The sequence below is a fragment of the Aquisphaera insulae genome (genome assembly GCF_011064615.1).
Taxonomy (GTDB): Bacteria; Planctomycetota; Planctomycetia; order Isosphaerales; family Isosphaeraceae; genus Aquisphaera; species Aquisphaera insulae.
Map to the genome: position 1 here is coordinate 96,086 of NZ_JAALJH010000018.1, position 20,394 is coordinate 116,479.

The 20,394-nt window shown below is 68.6% G+C and carries 20 protein-coding genes; 8 read left to right on the forward strand and 12 right to left on the reverse strand.

Going from position 1 to position 20,394, the window contains the following annotated elements:
• Positions 1–66: 66 nt before the first annotated feature.
• Together G6O54_RS12675 and G6O54_RS12680 are read left to right on the forward strand one after the other, a co-directional pair.
• Positions 67–669 carry an RNA polymerase sigma factor gene (locus G6O54_RS12675; protein ID WP_165225653.1) on the forward strand — a complete coding sequence of 201 codons (603 nt, stop codon included), beginning with the start codon at positions 67–69 and terminating at the stop codon, positions 667–669.
• A complete protein-coding gene (locus tag G6O54_RS12680) occupies positions 666–2,942 on the forward strand; it encodes a protein kinase domain-containing protein (protein WP_165225655.1) in 2,277 nt (758 codons plus the stop codon). The genes G6O54_RS12675 and G6O54_RS12680 overlap by 4 nt, the downstream gene beginning before the upstream one ends.
• Before the next feature lie 31 nt (positions 2,943–2,973).
• Here the strand turns inward: G6O54_RS12680 and G6O54_RS12685 are convergent, their stop codons facing one another.
• The 10 genes from G6O54_RS12685 to G6O54_RS12730 form a co-directional block, all read right to left on the reverse strand.
• Entirely contained in the window at positions 2,974–3,333 is a 360-nt protein-coding gene (locus tag G6O54_RS12685) for a BolA family protein (protein WP_165225658.1), read from the reverse strand.
• A complete protein-coding gene (locus tag G6O54_RS12690; protein ID WP_165225662.1) occupies positions 3,330–3,737 on the reverse strand; it encodes a HEPN domain-containing protein in 408 nt (135 codons plus the stop codon). The genes G6O54_RS12685 and G6O54_RS12690 overlap by 4 nt, the downstream gene beginning before the upstream one ends.
• Positions 3,715–4,839, reverse strand: coding sequence for a CHAD domain-containing protein (locus G6O54_RS12695; RefSeq protein WP_165225665.1), 1,125 nt, complete (start codon positions 4,837–4,839; stop codon positions 3,715–3,717). Before G6O54_RS12695 ends, G6O54_RS12690 begins: the two co-directional genes overlap by 23 nt.
• A gap of 179 nt (positions 4,840–5,018) precedes the next feature.
• Positions 5,019–6,638, reverse strand: a complete 1,620-nt coding sequence (locus G6O54_RS12700; protein WP_165225668.1) for an ATP-dependent DNA ligase — start codon at positions 6,636–6,638, stop codon at positions 5,019–5,021.
• Complete coding sequence (locus G6O54_RS12705; RefSeq protein ID WP_250846863.1) at positions 6,635–7,741, reverse strand: ligase-associated DNA damage response exonuclease; 1,107 nt, start codon at positions 7,739–7,741, stop codon at positions 6,635–6,637. Before G6O54_RS12705 ends, G6O54_RS12700 begins: the two co-directional genes overlap by 4 nt.
• Positions 7,742–7,825: 84 nt before the next feature.
• A complete protein-coding gene (locus G6O54_RS12710) occupies positions 7,826–8,320 on the reverse strand; it encodes a hypothetical protein (RefSeq protein ID WP_165225671.1) in 495 nt (164 codons plus the stop codon).
• 143 nt (positions 8,321–8,463) lie between these two features.
• On the reverse strand, positions 8,464–8,988 hold the full coding sequence (locus tag G6O54_RS12715; RefSeq protein WP_165225674.1) for a peptide chain release factor family protein: 525 nt from the start codon (positions 8,986–8,988) through the stop codon (positions 8,464–8,466).
• Between the two features lie 8 nt (positions 8,989–8,996).
• Positions 8,997–10,034, reverse strand: coding sequence for a bifunctional heptose 7-phosphate kinase/heptose 1-phosphate adenyltransferase (locus G6O54_RS12720; protein WP_165225677.1), 1,038 nt, complete (start codon positions 10,032–10,034; stop codon positions 8,997–8,999).
• Positions 10,031–11,143 carry a GSU2086 family protein gene (locus G6O54_RS12725; protein WP_165225680.1) on the reverse strand — a complete coding sequence of 371 codons (1,113 nt, stop codon included), beginning with the start codon at positions 11,141–11,143 and terminating at the stop codon, positions 10,031–10,033. The genes G6O54_RS12720 and G6O54_RS12725 overlap by 4 nt, the downstream gene beginning before the upstream one ends.
• Entirely contained in the window at positions 11,140–12,006 is an 867-nt protein-coding gene (locus G6O54_RS12730; RefSeq protein WP_165225683.1) for an HAD family hydrolase, read from the reverse strand. The genes G6O54_RS12725 and G6O54_RS12730 overlap by 4 nt, the downstream gene beginning before the upstream one ends.
• Positions 12,007–12,242: 236 nt before the next feature.
• Here G6O54_RS12730 and G6O54_RS12735 point away from each other — a divergent pair, with 236 nt between their 5' ends.
• The 6 genes from G6O54_RS12735 (at position 12,243) to G6O54_RS12760 (ending at position 18,371) form a co-directional block, all read left to right on the forward strand.
• On the forward strand, positions 12,243–13,280 hold the full coding sequence (locus G6O54_RS12735) for a lysylphosphatidylglycerol synthase transmembrane domain-containing protein (protein WP_165225686.1): 1,038 nt from the start codon (positions 12,243–12,245) through the stop codon (positions 13,278–13,280).
• Positions 13,277–14,230 carry a glycosyltransferase family 2 protein gene (locus G6O54_RS12740; protein ID WP_165225689.1) on the forward strand — a complete coding sequence of 318 codons (954 nt, stop codon included), beginning with the start codon at positions 13,277–13,279 and terminating at the stop codon, positions 14,228–14,230. Before G6O54_RS12735 ends, G6O54_RS12740 begins: the two co-directional genes overlap by 4 nt.
• A complete protein-coding gene (gene pnuC, locus G6O54_RS12745) occupies positions 14,227–14,907 on the forward strand; it encodes a nicotinamide riboside transporter PnuC (protein WP_165225692.1) in 681 nt (226 codons plus the stop codon). Before G6O54_RS12740 ends, pnuC begins: the two co-directional genes overlap by 4 nt.
• Positions 14,904–15,893, forward strand: coding sequence for an AAA family ATPase (locus tag G6O54_RS12750; RefSeq protein ID WP_165225695.1), 990 nt, complete (start codon positions 14,904–14,906; stop codon positions 15,891–15,893). Before pnuC ends, G6O54_RS12750 begins: the two co-directional genes overlap by 4 nt.
• 97 nt (positions 15,894–15,990) lie before the next feature.
• Positions 15,991–17,700 (forward strand): hypothetical protein, encoded by a 1,710-nt coding sequence (locus tag G6O54_RS12755; protein WP_165225697.1) that lies wholly within the window; start codon positions 15,991–15,993, stop codon positions 17,698–17,700.
• A 23-nt stretch (positions 17,701–17,723) separates the two neighbouring features.
• Positions 17,724–18,371 (forward strand): phosphoribosyltransferase, encoded by a 648-nt coding sequence (locus G6O54_RS12760; RefSeq protein ID WP_165225700.1) that lies wholly within the window; start codon positions 17,724–17,726, stop codon positions 18,369–18,371.
• 29 nt (positions 18,372–18,400) lie between these two features.
• On the opposite strand, the gene G6O54_RS12765 is transcribed toward G6O54_RS12760, so the two are convergent.
• Positions 18,401–19,501 (reverse strand): HAMP domain-containing sensor histidine kinase, encoded by a 1,101-nt coding sequence (locus G6O54_RS12765; protein ID WP_165225703.1) that lies wholly within the window; start codon positions 19,499–19,501, stop codon positions 18,401–18,403.
• On the reverse strand, positions 19,498–20,175 hold the full coding sequence (locus G6O54_RS12770; protein ID WP_165225706.1) for a response regulator transcription factor: 678 nt from the start codon (positions 20,173–20,175) through the stop codon (positions 19,498–19,500). The genes G6O54_RS12765 and G6O54_RS12770 overlap by 4 nt, the downstream gene beginning before the upstream one ends.
• Between the last annotated feature and the right edge of the window lie 219 nt (positions 20,176–20,394).

Below are 20,394 nucleotides of genomic sequence, written 5' to 3' on the forward strand. Positions count from 1 at the left end.
TTTCGGAGAAGAAGGTGAAAGGCCGGGCCGCGTCGGCTGTAAGGGATGGTAGGAGAGAGACGATGCATGATCCACCCCGATTCGACGCGACCGAGCTTGCTGCTGCGGATCCGGGATCCCGGTGACAGACTGGCTTGGGAGCAGTTCGTCGAGATCTACGCGCCGCTCGTCTACCAGGCGGCGCGGCGGCGTGGCTTGCAGGACTGCGACGCGGCGGACCTGACGCAGGAAGTGCTGCGCTCGGTCTCAACCGCAATCGGCCGGCTCGAGTACGACCCCCGCAGGGGGACGTTTCGTGGTTGGCTTTTCACCGTGACGCGCAATGCCCTGAATTCGTTCCTGGAGGCTCGTCGACGATCGCCGCAGGCGACAGGAGATCCGGACGTCCAGGCGTTGCTCGAGGCGCAGCCGTCGCGTGGAGATTCGTCGGAAGAATGGGACCGGGAGTACCAGCTCCGGATCCTTTCCTATGCCGCCGAGCAGGTCCGGCCGTCGTTCGAGGACGCCACCTGGCAAGGCTTCTGGAGGACGGCCGTGGAGGGGAGGCCGAACAAGGAAGTCGCCGCGGAGCTCGGGATGTCGCTGGGGGCTCTCTACATCGCCCGGAGCCGCGTGCTGGGACGGATCCGGGAGCATGCACGCCTCTTGCTGGAGGATGAATCGCCATGAGCTTCGCCGCGACCTGCCCCGACGACTCCGCGTTGAAGCGATTGCTGGACGGGTTGCTCCCGGACGGCGAAACCGTACGCCTTCAATCCCACCTGGAGTCGTGCGGCGACTGCCAGGAACGGATTGAGGCGCTTGCGTATGACCGCCATGGGAACCCGCTATCCATTCCGTGCCCTTCGCCCCGGGTGATTCAGAGATACCTGGACGGCAACCTCGAGGACCATGCGAGCGACGTGATCGGACATCACACGGACGCTTGCCGGTCGTGCGGGGCCGTCCTCGAGGCGCTTTCGAGCGGTGAGTCTTTTGACGAGGCGTCTGGATGTCCTCCCGTGGCGGAGTGGCAGCGGCTGGTCGTCGGCACGCTCCCGGAAGGCCGACAGATCGCGCTGGAGGGCCACCTCGACGGCTGCGCGGCATGCCGTGATCGGCTCGAGGCACTCGCCGGCGGTGATGGTCTGCCGGGCCGCTTGGAAGCCCTACGCTCGGCTCCCGTTGCGGATGAGCCAGGCCTCAGGCGCGTCATCGGGGCGCTGAAGGACTGCTATCAGGCAGCCTCGGCGGCGACTGAGTCATTCCCGGCGTCGGGCGCGGTTCCCCCCGCGGAGTTGCTGGAGCTTCTGGACGCCCCCTCGAGTCCCGGCGATCTCGGGACGATCGGGACGTATCGCGTGCTCGAGGTCCTCGGCTCTGGTGGAATGGGAGTCGTCCTGCGGGGGTTCGACCCGGGGTTGAATCGGCCCGTGGCGATCAAGGTGCTCGCCCCGCAGCTCGCGACGAGCGGCACGGCCCGGCAGCGGTTCGCCCGCGAAGCCCGCGCGGCGGCCGCGATCCGCAACGAGCACGTGGTGGCGATCCACTCGGTGGATGAGTGGCGGGGCCTCCTCCCCTACCTGGTCATGGAGTTCATCCCCGGGCGGTCACTCCAGGCCCGGATCGAGGACCCGGTCCCGCTCGACGTGAACGCGATCCTCCGGATTGGGATGCAGGCCGCGACGGGGCTGGCGGCGGCCCATGCCCAGGGGCTCGTCCATCGCGACATCAAGCCGTCGAACATCCTGCTCGAGAACTGCGTCGAACGCGTGAAGATCACCGACTTCGGCCTGGCGCGGGCCGCGGACGACGCCAGCCTGACGCACAGCGGGTTCGTCGCCGGGACGCCCCTGTTCATGGCCCCGGAGCAAGCCCGCGGCGACGCGATCGACCACCGCGCCGACCTGTTCAGCCTGGGCGTCGTGCTATACGCCATGTGCACCGGCCGCTCACCGTTCCGGGCCTCGACGACGCTCGCCGTCCTCAAGCGCGTGTGCGACGACCTCCACCGGCCCATTCGCGAGACGAACCCGGACATCCCCGATTCGCTCTGCCGGGTCATCGATCGGCTCCTCGCCAAGGAACCCTCCGACCGGTTCTCGTCGGCCGACGAGGTGGCGAGGGTCCTGGCCGATCGCCTCGCGGCCCGCCAGCGAGGCGCGGCCGAAGGCCCCGACGCCATCGGATCGAACGATCCTCCAGCTTTCGGCCAGTCCCTCGTGGATCACCACGACGTCGGCCCTGAGAAGGAGATGACGAGGAGTCGCCGATCGCCTCGCAGGTTTCGGTCGGTGGCGACGATCCTCGTGGGACTTGCCGCGCTGGCGGTCGTCGCCTTCGCCGTGATTCACGCCATCCGCTGGATTCGGTCGGGCGTCATGTCGTCGCGCGAAATGGTTGCCCCATTGAGCCGGGTGATCGTCCGGCTCCCGGATCGCTCATTCGAGGTCTGGCTCAACGGAAGGCAGGTCGACCCCCTCCCGAACACGTTGATGTGTGTGCGGTCCTTGCCGCCAGGGCCGGTTATCGTGGATGCCCAACGTGAGGGGATGGCCCCGGGGCGGAAGTCTGTCTTCCTTAGGAGGGACTCTGAGCTGGAACTGGTCGTCTCGCCCGACGGAACCGTGGAGGTGCTCTTCGAGCGGTCGCTTGACACGTCGCCACTTCGACGAAGGCCCGAAGTGTCCGAACGTCGAGATTGGCTGGACAAACGCGTTCAGGACACCTTCCTGTCCGACCCCGAGGTCCTGGCCTTGATCGAGCGAATCAAGATCTTCCAGGAGGAGTACGACCATGTGAAGAGGATGACCAGGCGGGCAGGCGACCCGGCGTTCAAGGCGGTCCGGCAGGAGCTCGATCGGCTCAATGAGCAGTATAACGGTCTCTGGACCACGAAGGGCGCGGAGATACGCGGACGGCTGAAACGTGAGGAGGGCCTGCTCGGTCATGTCAGCGAGTAACGAACTCACGGTCGAGGTCGCTCGATCGTGATCAGAGTGTGGATGGGCTGGGATCCTCGAACTCCGAATTCAACAGCCGCTCCCGAAGAGCCTTGGTATCGTCTCCGAGCTCCGAGGGCGCAAACGTCAATAGGGTGATGATGTCCGCCTGGGTGTGCTCGGGCAGATTCTTGAGAACCCGTTCGACCATCGCGTCTCGCTTCGCGATGCTCTTACCTTCAAACTTCTCGTCGATCACGCGGACACGAATCGATGCGGAATTATATCGATATGCATCGGAATTTCGAAATCCTGCTTCTCGAAGTGCGTTCTCGACATCTCGAGTCTCGTCGGTCCGTTTTCGCTTCCAGCGAGAATTGCCGGTGCTCGTCGTGGTATCGCTGCGGGTCATGCCAGTTGCCCTCCTACCCAAGCGTAGATCTCCTTCGCGGTCTTGAGCAATGCCCTCGTCTCGCCCGTGTCGCGCCGGCCAGTCTTGTAGCGAAGGTCGGTGCTCCAGTCGAAGAGTCTCATTCGCCTTGCGAGCCTTAACGGCAGATTCACCCCGTGACTCTTGAGCATCCCCAAGAGGATTTCCGGCTTGTGCATCTTGGCCCCCTTTGTCAGCTCTTTCAGCATCTTCGGCTGATCAGAATCGGGCGTTCGCTCGAGGATGAGTGCCTTCAGACAACATTCAACCGTGTAGCCACCTATATACTGTGCATCCAGCGTCAGTCCCTCGCGGAGCAAGACCTCAGCGGCAATAAACCGTTGCGCGGCGACCTTCTGGAAGTCACGGCTGGACGTCGGAGGCATGGTGTCGCTTCTCCGCCCGCCGGATCCACCGCGTGGACTTCTTCCGGTCGAGCTTCTCCCAGACCTCGAAGAAGGAGTTGCGAGACTTCTCGCAGGCCTTCCGCTGGGACTTCAGGAGGTGGCGGGCCTCGGCGACCGCGGCCTCGTCCTCGGGCGGATCGGCGAGGAATTGACCGAGCTCGGCGGCGGCGACGACGGCGTCCTGGTGCTCGCCCAGGACGTCCTGGACGAGCGTCGCCAGGCGGATGAAGCGGCGGGCTTCCTTCTGGACATCGGGACCGAGGGCCGGGGCGATCAGCTCGGCCGTGTAGCGGGCACGCTTGGCGCGCTTGCGGACATCGTGGAAGGCCTGGTCGGGCGTGTGCGTCTTGAGGCCCCTGCCCCCCTTCTTCAACCGTCGCCAGGCGGCGCGGGCGATCGGCGGGAGGGCGACGCGGCAGGGCTGGTGGGCCTCGTCCACGAGGGGAGGTGTTTCCAGGGCCGATTCCAGCTCCGCGATCAGCCCGCGATAACGCTCGCCGTCGAGGGCCTCGCGGAGGACGCGCGAGTTCTGGTGATGCCGCTCATGGAGCCGGTTGAAGAACGGCTCGGCTCGGGCCGGCGCGGGCGAGTCGACGTTCTCGGTGGTCGCTCTCGACTTCGTCTTCTCGTCCCCTTGCAGGCGATTCTCGAGGATATCCAGGTCGCGGACGTCGCCGAGGAGTCCGGCCAGCCATTTCAGCTCTGCTTCCACGTGCTGGCGCCATTCCGGCTCGATCAGGTCGCGGAGAGCGTGCAACTCACTCCGGAGCCGCCGCGAGGACGTCCGCATCCGGTGGATCCCCTCAGGCTCGCCCCCACGGGCCGGCGGATTCGCGGCTCGCAGGCGCGAGAGTGCTCCTCGGATTGCCGACAGGATCAGGTCGGCGGCGGGCCGATCGGGCGAGCTCGCCGGGATGAACGCTTCTGCGGGGCTCTCCGCGAGCGGGGCGACGCGGATGGCGGGATGGTGGATGCCGTTTGCGGGGCCGCTCCCGTCGACCGAGTCAATGTCACCCGGGGTCGTCCCCGGACGGCGGGTAGGCGCCCGGCGTCGGGCTCTTGGCTTGAATCTGGGATTCATGAGGGCACCGATGGGTGCAAGAGACGGCCCGTCATTCTGAGGCGAAGCGGGCGGAGGCTGGGTCGTGAAGGGCTCTTCCCTGAACCTTCACGACCGTCAAGTCTAACGGGCCGGTGCGGTGTCGTGTCAAGCGGTTGGCAGGTTGGGCAAGAGCCGCCCAGGCCGATTGTGGCGGCAGTTCAGCTCGTTACGGCAGGCAGCAGGGCGCGGACGGTCTCCAGCGAGTCCGCCTCGGCGGCGGTCTTGTCCGTCCGCCACCGGAGGATCCGCGGGAAGCGGACGGCGATTCCCGACTTGTGGCGGGTCGATCGATTCAGGCCCTCGAAGGCCAGCTCGAAGACGAGCTCCGGCTTGACCGTCCGGACGGGCCCGAATTTCTCGATCATGTTGCGGCGGACGAAGGCATCCACCTTGCGGATCTCTTCATCCGTGAGCCCGGAGTAGGCCTTGGCGATGGGGACCAGCCCGCCCGTGGCCGGATCCCAGACGCCGAAGGTGTAGTCCGTGTACAGGCTCGCGCGCTTGCCGCTGCCGCGGGCGGCCAGGATCAGGACCGCGTCGATCGTGAGCGGCTGGACCTTCCACTTCCACCAGTCCCCCCGGCGTCGACCGACGCCGTAGGCGGAATCCCGGCGCTTCAGCATCAACCCCTCGGCCTCTCGCTCGCGACTGGTGGTCCGCGCGGTGGCCAGTTCCGGCCAGGTCGTCGCCGGCACCGTCGGCGACAGCCGGATCCGGTGGGCCAGCACCGGCTGGTCGCGTTCCACGCCCGCGACCAGGTTCGCAAGCCTCTGCCGGCGTTCGGTGAGCGGCTCGCCCCGGATGTCCGCGCCGTCGACCTCGATCAGGTCATATGCCATCAGGATGACCGGGACCTGTGCCAGGATCGTCTTCGTGACCGACTTGCGGCCGATTCGCTTCTGGAGCATCGCAAACGGCAGGACGCGGCCCTCCTCGAAAGGGAGGATCTCGCCATCGAGCGCCGTGCCGTCCGGAAGGCAATCGCCGACGGCGGCGAGCTCGGGATACGAGTCGGTGACGAGCTCCTCCCCGCGCGACCAGAGGAACGTCTGCCCTGCCCGGCGGATGAGCTGGCTGCGGATGCCGTCCCACTTCCATTCGGCCTGCCAGTCGAGGATCTCTCCCAGCGACTCGAGCGGATCCTCGAGCGGATAGGCGAGGAAGAACGGGTACGGCCGGCTGATGTCGGCGTCGGCCGGATCCTCGGCGATGAGCCGCCCGAAGAAGGCCGTCGTGGGCTCCCAGTCGCCCATCAACCGATGGGCGACGACCGCGGGATCGACCTTGCCGAACGTGCCGATGGCCCGGGTGACGAGCTGCTGCGAGACGCCCACCCGGAAGGCCCCGCTGATGAGCTTGTTCCAGACGAACCGTTGCGGCTGGTCGAGCGACCGCCAGGCCGCCACGACCGCCGCGTGCTGGGCCTCCTCGCTCATACTCCTGAGCGGGAGGAGGCGATCCTCGACCCAGCGGCAGAGGGCCAGGTCGCTCGATTCGCGCGGCGGCGGGAGCAGCAGTGCGATCGTCTCCGCGATGTCGCCGACGGCGTCGTAGCTCTCCTGGAAGAGCCACGGCGCGATGCCGGCCTCCTCCATGGCCCAGGCGCGAAGCCTCGCGCTGGGGACGACCTGCCGGGGCTTGCGGCCGATGAGGAAGTACACGGCCCAGGCGGCATCGGCCGGTGAGACCTTGCCGAAGTAGTCCACCAGGGCGCGGACCTTTTGCGAAGTCTTCGTCGTCTCGTCGAGCGCGACGTACAGGTCGGCGAACGCCTTCATGCGGTCGACTCCTCGGCAGGCCGCTCTTCGGAGAAGGCCAGGTTCAACGCATCGGAATTCGCCCCGAGGACAGGCCCCTCCGGCTCCGAGGCGTCGTCGCGCTCGCCCGTGTAACGAGTTGCGAGGATGCCGGCGTCCTTGCCCTGTTCCTGGAGCCAGCGGGCGACGACCGACGTGTAGCCGTGAGTGAGGAGCACCCGTTCCGCGCCCGTCGCGTCGATCGCGGCGAGCAGGCTGGGCCAGTCCACGTGATCGGAGAGGACGAATCCGCGATCGACCGACTTCCGCCGTCGCGGCCCGCGGATTCGCATCCAGCCCGAGGCGAATCCGGTGGAGATCGGCCCGAACCTGCGGAGCCAGGGCGTCCCCTGCACCGACGGCGGCGCGACGATCAGGGCCCGCGACCAGTCGGTCTTCTTCTCGGCGTCGCCGGCATACGTCGTCGCGGGAAGTGCGACCCCGGCCGCGCGATAGGCCCGCGTCATCACCTCGACGGCGCCGTGGGTGTAGATCGGGCCGGGCAGGTCCCCCTTCGCGGCCAGGCCGGCGAGGATCCTCTGCGACTTCCCCAGGGCGTAAGCCATGACGAGGCTCGCCTTGCCGGCCTCCTGATTCGACCGCCACCAGCCGAGGACCTCGTCGAAGACGGCCTCCTGCGGCTGCCATCGATAGATCGGCAGGCCGAAGGTCGATTCCGAGATGAAGGTGTGGCAGCGGACGGGCTCGAACGAAGCACACGTCAGGTCGGGCTCGGTCTTGTAGTCGCCGGACGCGACCCAGACTTCGCCCCGGTGTTCGACCCGCACTTGAGAAGACCCGAGGATGTGCCCGGCGGGGTGGAACGAAACGCGGACGCCGCGGATGTCCAACGTTTCACCGTACGGGAGTGTCTCGATCTCCGCGGTCTCGCCGACGCGGGCTCGCAGGACGGTGCGGCCGTCGTAGCTCGTGAGGTACTTGCCGCATCCCCAGCACGCATGATCCGCGTGAGCATGCGTAACGACGGCCCGCGGCACCGGCCGCCAGGGATCCACGTGGAAGTCCCCAGCGGCGCAATAGAGGCCCGCGTCGGTCGGTTCGAGGAGTGCTTTGCTGGGCATCATGTCGGGATTATAGGCACGAATCGTGCCCCGAGGTCGTAAATGAGGAGCTTGTCGCGGAGCAGAGTCCATCGGAGGACGGGATGGTCAATACAGGCCGGGCCGGACGACGATACATCCGCTTCCGGGGTAGGAGGCCGCATGGATCAACAGCTTGAGGCCGATCGTGATGAAGAGGGCACACCCGAAGAGGCCGGCCCAGGCTCGACGTTCGCCGAAGAGACCCGCGGCGGCGAAATAGGGGGACACCCACCAGAGTTGCCAGAGAGCCTCGATGTTCGTGCTCGTGCTCCGGAACGGATTATTCACCCACAGGACGAGGGTATATACGAGTAGCGAAGTGGACAGGATCGTGATCCCCTTGATTCCGGTCGGGGGCGATTCGGCCATGGAGCGGAAGAGCTCGATGAGAAAAGTGCCGATGGCGAATCCGGTGAGGAGGAGGATCGCTTGCCGGTTCCAGGAGTAGTCCGCCTGAAACTCCGATCCCCATCCGATCCCGAGGATAATCGACGCATGGAGTGCGACGGTCGTGACGATGAGGCGGTCGTGACGCGCGAGGCAACGCCCGATTCGTTTCATGGCCAGCCTCCCAGGCGCAACGCCTGTGCCGCGTCTCCACGGCCCGCATCTCCACAACGGCAAGTGTGATGAACTCAGGACGCAATCGCAAGCAAGGACGGGATGGGGAGCAAGCCCTTGCGAATGACGCAACTCAGGCCTGGTCACTGCAGCGGGTGCAGGCCCGCTTCCCTGCGATGCTCGTTCACGAGAGCCAGCGCCCGCGGCTCGTCCTTGAGCAGGCGGATGAGCTGTGAGGACGAACAACCCAGGGAGAGGGCGGCTCGCTTCGGCTCCCACGCGACCTCGGCGAGGACGTCGAGGGCCTCGGAGAGCACGGCGGGGAAGTCATCGTGACCGGGATTGACCGAGATCTTGCCGCCGCGGCAGCGTCGGGACCAGAGGTCGGTCGGGCGATACGGATCGAGGCCCGTCGCCCCGGCGGGACGTCGGATCTCGAGGGCGAGCTTGACGCGGAGGCGAAACAGCGCGGTGGCGCGGTTCTCGCCCTGGGTCCGGCGCTCGGCGGCCTCGGCGGAGAGGCCGGTCGGGCGATGGGTCAGGATGACGGCGGTTTCCACCTTGTTCCGATTCTGGCCGCCGGGGCCGGATCGTCGGGTGGCGCGAAAGTCGCACTCGGCGGCCAGGGCGTCGGGCGCGAGCCTCGCGGGATGGTCGGTCGAGCTCATGAGGAGATTCACGCGGCGGGGATCTGGCCCAGGAACGACTCGAGATCGGCCACCGTTGCGGCGCCCGTCGTCCCGAGCTGGTGGATGACCACGGAGGACGCGACGGCCGCCAGCGCGATCGCCTCCCGGAGCGTCGCCCCGGCGGCGAGCGCGGCGGCGAGGTTGGCCGTCACGGAATCCCCCGCGCCGACGATATCGATCGGTCCCCGCACCGGGAGGGCGGGGACGTGCTGGGTCTCGCCGTCGGTCCCGGCGGCGACGATCCCGCGCTCGGCGAGCGTGACGAACACCGGCCGGCGGTTCCGCCCCGCGAGCGTCGCCGCGATCGCTCGGACCGAGGCGAGGTCGCGGTCCGCGTCGGCACGCTCGCCGAGCAGGGCGGCCAGCTCGACCGCGTTCATCTTGAAGCTCAGTCCCGGCCAGTCGGCCAGGCCGCGGCGGGAATCCGCCAGGATCGGCAGGTCGGGGTGAGCGGCGGCCAGGGCGGCGATCTCGTCGAGCAGTCCCCGCGTGACCACGCCCGTCTCGGCCCGGTCCACCTGCTCGAGGACGATGAGGGCGTCGAGCGTCGGTCCCAGGGCGCGAAGATCCTCGCGGAAGCGATTCGTCAGCGAATCGGGGGTCGGCGTCCAGTTCCTGGAGTCGAGTCGATTCAGCTCGACCGGGGGCCTGCCCGGCTCGATCAGGAGCGGCTTGCAGTAGGTGAACGTGCGCCGCTCGGGCGTGGTGAGGAAGTGGTCGAGGACGACGCCGGGCTTGGACCCGAGTGCCCGGCGAAGCTCGTAACCCTCGCCGTCGTCACCGCAGAAGCTCATGGCGAGGATCCGGCCGACACCCAGCGCGACCAGGTTGTTCAGGATGGTCCCCGCGCCGCCGGGCTGGGCCCGGACCGAGACGACCTGGTGCACCGGCAGGCCGGTCTCGATCGACGTCTCCTGCCGCGCCGGATCGATCTCGAGATAGCGGTCCAGGCAGAAGTCGCCGAGGACCCCGATGGTCAGCCCGGAAAAGGCCGAGGTCAAGGCGCGGAACCGGTCGTGGTTCATGAGTCGGCCCGCAGGAGCAGGTGGTGGAGGTTGTGGATGAAGGCCGCGTTGTCGGACTGGACGTAGTGCATCTCCCCGCCCATCCGCGCGTAGCTCTTGCAGAACCGCAGGTAGTAGGCCGGGTTCGACTTGGGGGGCTCCCCCTGCGTCCAGTCCCAGCCGCCGCCGTCCTGGAGGTCGACGACGAAGATCGAATGGCCGGAGACGATCGGCCGGCCGTCCTGGAGCCGGAGGTTGTTGACGCAGCTCAGCGTCTTCTCGAAGACCTGCGGCCCCATGATCGCCGAGCCCACGGAGAGGACGACGCCGTCGTCCAGGGTGTCCACCGATCCGGCCATCAGGCGGAAGTCGGCCGCCGCCGCCCGGCCGATCGCGGCACCGTTGAACATGGGATGATTGGCGATGATGTCGTAGCCGATCCCCGGATGGATCGTCATCGCCACGCCATGCCGGAAGGCACCGGCCAGGATGGACGCCTCTTTCCAGCGGTGGTGGACGTCGATCCGGCCCGACGGCAACCCGTGAGCGTGCATCGCGAGCAAGGTGTCCGCCCAGGCGGGGGCGAGCGGGTGCAAGGGGGCCTCGCGGAGGAGCCGCTCGAGCTCCGCTCGCTGCGGCAGCGTGGTCCCGTCCTCGGCGATGAATCGGCCGAGCGAAGCCCCGTAGCCCTCGCCGCGGAGGCCGCCCGAGAGCAGGGCCAGGTGGATATTGCGGCCGGTCTCCTCCCAGGAGCCGAACGTCCCGGTGGCGACGTTGGCCCGGACGCTCTCGGTCGACCGGCCGAACCAGGAATACTCCCAGTCGTGGATCGTCCCCGCGCCGTTGGTGGCCAGGTGGGTGAGGAAGCCGCCATCCATCAGCTCCGTGAGGAGCCGGACGGCGCCGTTGCGGAGCAGGTGGGCGCCGTAGATGAGTATCACCCCGGCGCCCTTCTCGCGGGCCTGCCGGATCTTCGCCGCGGCGGCCGTCACCTGGGCGGCGACCGGCGCGGAGAGGGCCGGCGGCGGCGCGGCGGGATCGATCACGACGTCCTCGACGCGCGTGAGGCTGTTCCTCTGCTCGAGCGGCAGGGTCTTCAGTCGGCTGAGATCGAGCGGCCTGGCTGTCATCGTCCGAGGATCCGTTGCAGGAGCGGGGCGGCATCGCGGTAGTCCGGGATCAGGACATCCGCCCCGACGCCCGTGAGCCGCTCGCGCTTCCATTCGTCCATCTTGCCGGAGCCGTTGTTCGCCTCGTCGCTGCAGACCGCGACGGCGAGCCCGCCGGCCTCCTTGGTGTTCTCGATCTCCACGTAGCCGTCGCCGAACGAGAGCAGCCCCGCGCCCGGGATGGCATTCTCGCGGAGGATCCGCTCGATGACCATCTTCTTGGAGAAGGTCTTGTAATCGTCCTGGGCGCCGTAGATCCGCGGGCCGAAGAACTCGTTCAGGCCCAGCAGCTCCGCCTCCTGCTTGACGAAGACCTCGTCCGTGCCGCTGGCGAGGTAGATGGCCAGGCCCCGGCCGCGGAGGTCCTCGAGCAGGGCCCTGGCGCCGTGGACGAGCAGCTCATCGGGACGGATCGTGCCGGCGCGAAGGCCCTCGACGCGGTCGGCGATCCGGAGGTCGAGGCGGCGGAGGTACTCGTGCTTGTACCAGAGCGGCTCCTTCGGCTCGCCGCCGCGGTCGCGGATCCGGTCGGCGAGCTGGATCATCTGGTAGATCGTCTGCTTGCCGTTGAGCCGCATGATGTCGTCGTAGGCCAATCGCCGGCGATCCTGTTCGGACTCGCCCGGCAGCGGCGGCAGGGCCTCGGTGAACATCGGGACCATGACCTCGGGCCAGCCCTGGCGGATCAGCGACAGGGTGCCGTCGAAGTCGAACAGGACGTGGCTGATCCCCGGCCTGGGGGAGAACGAGGGCCGGAGGATCACCTCCCCGGCGAATTCGCCCGACGAGGGGACGGCGGAGTCCGGCGGTGTGGGCACGCTCATCGTGTCTGGATCGTCCTGGGGAACGTGGCGGGATCCTCGGTCGGCGGCCGGCGACCATGACCCGGCCTCGCTGGGACGATGATACGTCCGAGAGCCCCGGACCGCGAGAGTGGACCGGGGCGGAAACTTGCCGGCTCGCGGGCCGGCCTGTAACCTGAACCGGGCGAGGCCGGCGCCCCGCGCGGCGGGATCGCGCCCGGGCGTCGGCGGCCCGCAGTCGGAGACTCGTCCCGCCGATGCCCGTAGCCCGCTGGAAACGCCCGCTCGCCCTGACGATCAAGGTGGCCGTGACCCTGCTGGTCCTCTGGGCGCTCGGGCGGCAAGTGCTCCGGACCTGGGACGACCTCAGGAGCCATGAGGTGGCCTTCCACCTCCGGCCCGCTCGGCTGGTCCTGTCCGGTCTTCTCTATCTGGTCGGCCTCGGCTGTTGCGGTGCCTTCTACCAGCAGGTCCTCCGCGCCAGCCCCTCGCCGATCGGGATCGCCCCGGCCCTGCGAGCGTACCTGATCAGCCACCTGGGGAAATACGTCCCCGGCAAGGCGATGGTCGTCGTGATCCGGGCGGGCCTGTCCGTCCCCTACGGGGCCCGCGCGGCGACGTCGGCGATCGCCACGTTCTACGAGACGCTCGTGATGATGGCCTCCGGCTCGCTGGTCGCCGCGGCGGGCTTCGCGCTGGCCGGCCCCAGCCCGGTGCTGGCGCTTCGGCTGCCGGCGGTCGGGACGATCGCGGTGGAGCAATACCAGCTCGCGGCGGCGGCCTCGCTGGGGCTTGCGCTCGCGTTCCTCCTCGTGGTCATGCCGTGGGCCTTCCGAAGACTCTCGCTCCTCTTCAGCCTCCCGTTCCCGAAGGTCGGGGTGGAGGCCCTGCCGCGGTTCGACGGCGGATTGATGCTCCGAGGGCTCGGCTGGACGACCGCGACATGGATCTGCTTCGGCGCCAGCCAGATCGAGGTCGTCCGGGCGCTCGTCCCGGTGGAGGCGAGCCGCTGGCCCGGGCTGATGCCGGTGGTGACGGCCGCGGTGGCCTTCGCGACGGTCGCCGGCTTCCTCGTCGCGGTGATGCCGGGGGGGCTCGGCGTCCGCGAGGGGATCCTGATGCTGGCCCTCGCGCCGGCGGTCGGCGGGGAGGACGTCGCGGTGGTCGCCGCGCTGGTGCTCCGGCTGGTCTGGGCGGCCGTGGAGGTCCTGTCCGCGATGATCCTGCTTCCCCTCGGTGCTCACGCACGGCGGGTCCCCCAACTGCCGGCCGAGGCCGGATCGAGCGTGCCATGATCAGCGTCGTCATCCCCGTCTACAATGAGGAAGGGAGCCTGAGCGAGCTCCACCGCCAGCTCGCGAGCGTCCTCGCCGACGGCCGGCTCGGGCCGCATGAGCTCGTCTTCGTGGACGACGGCAGCACCGACGGATCCTGGCGGACGATCTCGGAAATCTCCCGGGCGGACCATCGCATCCGGGCCATCCGATTCCGCCGCAACTTCGGCAAGGCCGCGGCGCTCACGGCCGGGTTCCAGGCGGCGCAGGGCTCGCGGGTCTTCACCATGGACGCGGACCTCCAGGACGATCCGGCGGAGATCCCCCGCTTCCTGGCCAAGCTCGACGAGGGATTCGACGTGGTCAGCGGCTGGAAGAAGGTCCGTCACGACCCGTGGCACAAGGTGATCCCCAGCCGGATCTTCAACGCGATGGTGAGCCGGATGACCGGCTGCCGGCTGCACGACCACAACTGCGGCTTCAAGGCGTACCGCGCGGAGGTCCTCCGCGAGGTCGGCATCTACGGCGAGTTGCACCGGTTCGTCCCGGTCCTGGCACACGCCCGGGGATTCCGCGTCTCCGAGATCGTCGTGACCCATCGGGCCCGGCGGCACGGCCGCTCCAAGTACGGTTTCTCGCGGTTCATGAAGGGATTCCTGGACCTGCTCACGGTGCGGTTCCTGACGGGCTTCCGGCAGCGTCCGCTGCACATCCTGGGCGGGGCCGGGCTCGCGCTCACGAGCGTCGGCGTCCTCGTGCTCCTGTACATGGCCGGGCTCTGGGTCGCCGGCGAGAGGCCCATCGGCAACCGCCCCCCGCTCCTCTACGCGCTCGCGTTCCTGATCGTGGGGGTCCAGCTCCTGGGCGTGGGGATCCTCGCGGAGATGGTCACGTCCTACAACATCCGCCCCGGAGACACCTACAGCATCGCCGAGCGGCTGGAGCCCCCGGACGAGGATCCCGAAGGATGAGCCGGGGCGGACGTCTCGACGCCTGGGGCGGGTCGGTCCCGATCGGCCTGGTGGCCTGCGTCGCCCTGGCCCTGGCCGCGCGGGGACTGGCGAGCCCGCTGGAGGCGGCGTCGTTCGTCACCGGGGCCGTCTGCGTCTGGCTGACGGTCAAGGAGAACGTCTGGAACTTCCCGATCGGCCTGGTGAACGTCGCGACCTTCGGCGTCGTCTTCGCCCGCGCGGGGCTGTACGCGGATGCGGCCCTCCAGGCCGCGTATTTCGCCCTCTGCTCGCGCGGCTGGTATCTCTGGGCCCTGGGCGGTGAGGACCGTTCGGGCCTGAAGGTGGCGGTCGCCGGGGCCGCGGAGCGGCTCGGGGTGGCCGCCGCGGTGGCCGCGATGACGGCCATCGTCTGGCCGATCCTCGCCCGCGCGGGCGACTCCGCCCCGTTCTGGGACGCCTTGACGACGTCCATCAGCCTCGGGGCACAATGGCTCCTGAATCGCAAGCGGCTGGAAAGCTGGCTGGCCTGGATCCTCGTCGATGCCATCTATGTTCCCCTGTACGCGTCGAAGGAGCTCTACCTGACCGCGGTCCTGTACGCGATCTTCCTGGGGATGGCGGTCCTGGGGCTCCGAGAATGGCGGGCGCGGGCGGATCGCTCGAAGCCGGCCGTGGCCGCGGAGGTGCCGGGATGACGCTCGGCTTCGTCGTCGGGAAGTTCTACCCGCCGCATCGCGGGCACAAGTACCTGATCGAGACCGCGAGGCGGCAGGTCGATCACCTGGTCGTCATGGTGGCGGATCATCCGTCGCAGGTGATCCCCGGTGCGTTGCGGAAGGCCTGGCTCGAGGAGATCCACCCGGACTCCGACATTCGGCTCGTGCCCGACGAGCTCGGCGACGACACGGCGCTCTGGGCCGAGTTCACGCTGGGATACCTTGGCCGGGCGCCGGACGTCGTCTTCACGAGCGAGGATTACGGTTGGGAATTCGCCCGGCTCATGGGGGCACGTCATGTCCTGGTCGACCAGCCAAGGGCCGCGGTGCCGATCTCCGGGACGAAGGTCCGCGAGTCGCCCCTCGATCATCTGGACTGGCTGGAGCCATGCGTCCGGGCCCACTTCGTCCGCCGGGTTGTGCTTGTCGGTGCGGAGTCGACGGGGAAGACGACGCTGGCCCAACGGCTGGCCCGCCGCTTCGGGACGATCTGGGTCCCCGAGTACGGCCGCGAGCACTGGGAGGCGAAGATCGCGGGGCTCTCGATGGACGACCCGGCCCCGTCCTGGACGCGCGAGGAGTTCGTCCAGATCGCGAGCACGCAGCAGGCCCGCGAAGGCGAGCTGGCGAGGGCGGCCGACCGCGTCTTGTTCTGCGACACCAACGCCTTCGCCACCGGGACGTGGTTCGAGCGTTACCAGCATCGGCGCGATCTCGAGGTGGACGCCATCGGCGCGCGGGACCGCGTGGACCTGTACCTCCTGACGGCGCCGGACGTCCCCTTCGTGCAGGATGGTTTTCGCGACGGTGAGCGGATCCGCGGCTGGATGCACGGACGGTTCCTCGAACAGCTCGCGGCGGGGAAGACGCCGTGGCGTTTGCTGGAGGGGCCCTATCCGGATCGCGAGTCCGCGGCGGTCGCCGCGATCGAGGAGCTTCTCCGGGAACGCCGGCCGGTGCGTTGACAGGAGCGGAGACGGCCTTGATGCTAGTAAAGGCCCATGCGCTTCCGGTTTCGCGCGTCGGGCCTCCCTCCCGTTCACCCTCCCCGCGAGCCAGACGATGCAGGATGAGAACCTCGACCTCGGCACCGATCTTGAGCCGCGCCGGAGCGAGCCGCGGCAGTTCGTGGCGATGATCGTCATCACCGCGAGCGTGGCGATTGCCCTGGGAGTCCTGCTCCGTCAGCCGTCGATGATGGGGGCGAATGATATCTCGCGCTGGTGCACGGTCTGGAGCCTGCTGGAGCGCGGGACCTACGTCATCGACGAATGCCCCTGGCAGGTGGAGACCCAGGACAAGGTGAAGCGTGCGCCAGCGGGGGCCCCGAAGGACGACGAGTCGGCGAAGCACTACTACTCGAGCAAGCCCGCCCTGCTCTCCACGCTGATCGCGGGGATCCTCTACCCGGCCCGCAAGCTCACCGGGGTGCCGCTGGACCGCGTGGTCCTCCAGGAGCGTGAGGAGCGCTGGACCCAGAAGCCCGATCCCGGGTCGCCGGGGGGCGTGAAGGGGGTGCTCGAGAAGCCCCCGGAGGCGGTCAAATGGCCGGCCTACGTCTTCTACTTCAAGCCGGTGATGATCCTCCTGAACATCATCCCCTTCGCGGCCTTCCTGATCCTCTACGCGCGGTTCCTGGACCGCTACGCCGCCGGGGACTGGACCTGGTTCTTCTGCCTGGTGGCCGCGGCCTTCGGGACCTATCTCCTCCCGTTCACGCAGACGCTCAACAACCACACGGTCGCGGCCTTCTCCGCCTTCTTCGCGATCTACAACCTGCTGCGGATCTGGGATGAGGGGCGGCTTTCCGGCTGGCGGTTCGCGGCCGTCGGCTTCTTCGCCGCGTTCGCGGCGGTCAACGAGATCCCGGCGCTCGCCTTCCTCGCCCTGGCGGTGGGGCTGCTGCTCTTCCGATTCCCGAAGCCGACGCTCCTCTTCTTCCTGCCCGCGGCGATCGTGCCGCTGGCGGGCTCGGTGGCGTCGCAGTACGCGGCGATCGGCGAGGTGAAGCTGGTCTACACGGAGTTCGGCACCGAGGCTTACCTGTGGGAGGGGAGCCTCTGGAAGACACCACTGGAGATGGACGCGCTCAACGATCCGTGGTTCAACCCGGAGCAGGCGGCGAAACGGGGGCTGGTCGCCGAGTCCTATGCGAAGTACCTGTTCCACATGACCCTCGGCCATCACGGCTTCTGGTCGCTCACGCCGATCTTCTTCCTCTCGCTGGCGGGGCTGATCCGCCTCCTGCAAGGGGGCGGACGGGGCCTGGCGGCGGTGGCCCTCCTGGTCTGCCTCGCCAGCCTGGGAGTGGGGACCTGGATCGCTCTCGATCAGGCGGCCTGGATGTCCGGCGGGACGTACCATCCGTACGCGCGCGGCCTGCTGGCGATCCCGGGCCTGCTGGGGTTGCTGGCGTTCCTGGGCTGGTGGTCGCTGGTTCGCCGCGGCGGCTCGCCGATGGCGGTCGGGGCCTGGATCACGGCGGTCCTCACGGCGGTGATCCTGGCCTTCTACACCTGGACTCCGCAGGCCCGCAACTACGGCGGCTCGACCCAGGGCCTGCGCTGGCTTTTCTGGCTGATCCCGTTCTGGTTGATCGTCCTGCCGGCGGGAGTCGCGGGGGGCCAGACGCGGCGATGGATCCGCGTGGTCTCGCTGCTGGCCCTGCTGGTCTCGGCGATGTCGGTCGGCTACGCGGTGCGGAACCCGTGGACGCACCCGTGGGGGCTGGATCTCCTGGAGCACCTGAACCTCTACACGCTGCCGCGATGAGGAGGGGGGGGAGGAGCTGCGCGATGAGCAGGCCGTTCGCGAATCGAGCGGAGGCCGGCCGGGTCCTCGCCGAGGGCCTGACGGCGTACGCGGGCCGCGCCGACGCGATCGTCCTGGCTCTGCCGCGTGGGGGCGTCCCCGTGGCCTTCGAGGTCGCCCAGGCCCTCCGGCTGCCGCTCGACGTCTTCCTCGTCCGCAAGCTGGGTGTCCCGGACCAGGAGGAACTCGCCATGGGGGCCGTGGCCTCCGGCGACGTCCTCGTGATCAACGATGAGCTCGTGCGCTCGCTCCGCGTCCCGCGGGATGAGGTTGAGGCCGTGATCCTCCGCGAGCGGCAGGAGCTGCACCGTCGAGAGCAGGTCTATCGTGCGGGCCGGCCGTCGCCCGACCTCAAGGCGAAGACGGTGATCCTCGTCGACGACGGCCTGGCAACGGGATCGACCATGCGGGCGGCGGTCCGGGCCCTTCGGGGGCTCGGTCCGGCGCGGATCGTGGTGGCGGTCCCGACCGCGGCACCGGCCACCTGCGAGGAGATCCGATTGCTCGCGGACCAGTGCGTCTGTTCGATCACGCCGGAGCCTTTCCGGGCCGTCGGCCTCTGGTATGACGACTTCAGCCAGACGAGCGATGAGGAGGTCTGCGATCTCCTGAAGCGAACCGGCACAACCTGACCCGCCGAGCTGATCGCGGATGGGCCGGGCTATCGCGTCGCACCGCGGGGATCCGACTCGGCCACGGCCGCCGAACCGGAGGCGCACGGCAGATTGACGGTCACTGTCGTGCCTTGACCGAGCGCACTCTCGAGCGTGATGGTCCCGTGGTGCGACCCGACGATCGACCGGCAAATCGCCAGCCCCAATCCAATCCCGCCCGTGCGTCGGCTGCGGGCCGAGTCCACCCGGTAGAAGCGATCGAAGACCCTGGGCAGATGCTCCGGGGCGATGCCGATGCCGGTGTCCGCGACGACGAGTCGCACCTGCCCGTCGGCGGCACCGGCCCGGACCTCGATCGTCCCGCCGGCGGGCGTGAACTTGATCGCATTGTCCAGGAGATTGAATAGCAGGCGGCGGAGCTGCTCCGGATTGCCCACGACCCGGCAGGGCGCGTTCGCCTCGACGGTGAGCGTCTGCTCGCGCTCGGAGGCCACCACCCGGACGTGGTCCGCGATCTCCTCGATGACGGCGTCGATCTCGACCGGCTCGCGCCGGTTGGAACCGAGGCCGGCATCGCCGCGGAAGAGGATCAGGAGCGCCTCGGTCAGCCGGGAGAGGTGGTCGATCTCCTCCAGCATGTCTTCCAGGCAATCCCGGTACTGGTCGGAATCGCGCGGGACGCGGAGGGCGACCTCCGCCTCGTTGCGGAGGATGGCCAGGGGCGTCCGCAGCTCGTGGGCGGCGTCGGCCGTGAATCGGCGGACCTCCTGGAAGGAGCGCTCGAGCCGTTCGATCATGCCGTTGAAGGTGTCCGCCAGCCGGCCGATCTCGTCGTCGGGGTTGGCCACCTCGATCCGCCGATCGAGCTGACTGGCGGTGATCTCGTCGGCCGTCGCCACGATCCGCTGCACCGGCGCCAGGACCTGGCGTGCGAGCATGATGCCGCATCCGAGGGCGCCGACGATGGTGAGCAGGCCACCGACGAGGATCATGGCCGCCGAGGCCCCGGTGGAAATCGTCCCGTCGCCACGACCCAGCAGCTCCCGCCTCATCAGCAGGTAGAGGACGACGCCAAAGGCCGCGAGCAGTCCGGCGATCACGGCGCCGCACCATAGGGTCAGCCTCCATCGGAGGCTCATCGGTTTCATGGAGCATCCCGCAGGGCGTAGCCGACACCGCGAACGGTGTGGATCAGCGTCCGCAGGTCCGGCCGCTCGATCTTCTTGCGGAGGAGGGTGATGTAGACGTCGATGGTGTTGGTGAGGGTCCCGGATGCCTCCTTCCAGACCTCGCGCGCGATCATGTCCCGGGTGACCGCCGAGTTCTTGTTGCGGAGGAGGAACTCGAGCAGCTCGAACTCGCGGCGGGTCAGGTCGATCTCGGTGCCGCCGCGGGTGACGGAGCGACCCACCAGGTTCATTTCCAGGTCGTCCGCCTTCAGGCAGAGCTCGCGATTGACGACGTCGCGGCGGAGCAAGGCCCGGATCCGCGCCAGCAGCTCGGCGAAGGCAAAGGGCTTGGCGAGGTAGTCGTCCGCGCCGGAGTCCAGCCCCTCCACGCGGTCCTCGATGGTGTCCCGCGCGGTGAGGATCAGGATCGGCTTGGTGAAGCCGTCGCTGCGGAGGCTGCGGAGCACATCCAGGCCGTCGCGCTCCGGGAGCATCAGGTCCAGCACGACGGCATCCACGGGGACGCTCCTCGCCTGCTGATACCCCTCCTCGCCGGTCATCGCGGGGATCACCTGGTAACCTTCCTCGGAGAGCCCGCGCTCCAGGCTTTGAAGGAGCTTCCTCTGGTCCTCGATCACGAGCAGCCGAGACATCGCGTAGCCCCTCCTCCCGCAAGGCATCCGTCCGCCGCGAGTTGCAACGATCCGACATGCTGCCTCGGTCGTTCCAGATTACCTGCACGGGCTGCGCCGGTCATCCGACCGCCGGGTTAAAATCGATTCACGGCGGGGGTCGCCGCGAATGCAAGGGGACGTGCGGGAGCCCGCGACACCGAATCTGCTTTCCCTGGCTCGAGACCGGCCCGTTCCGGA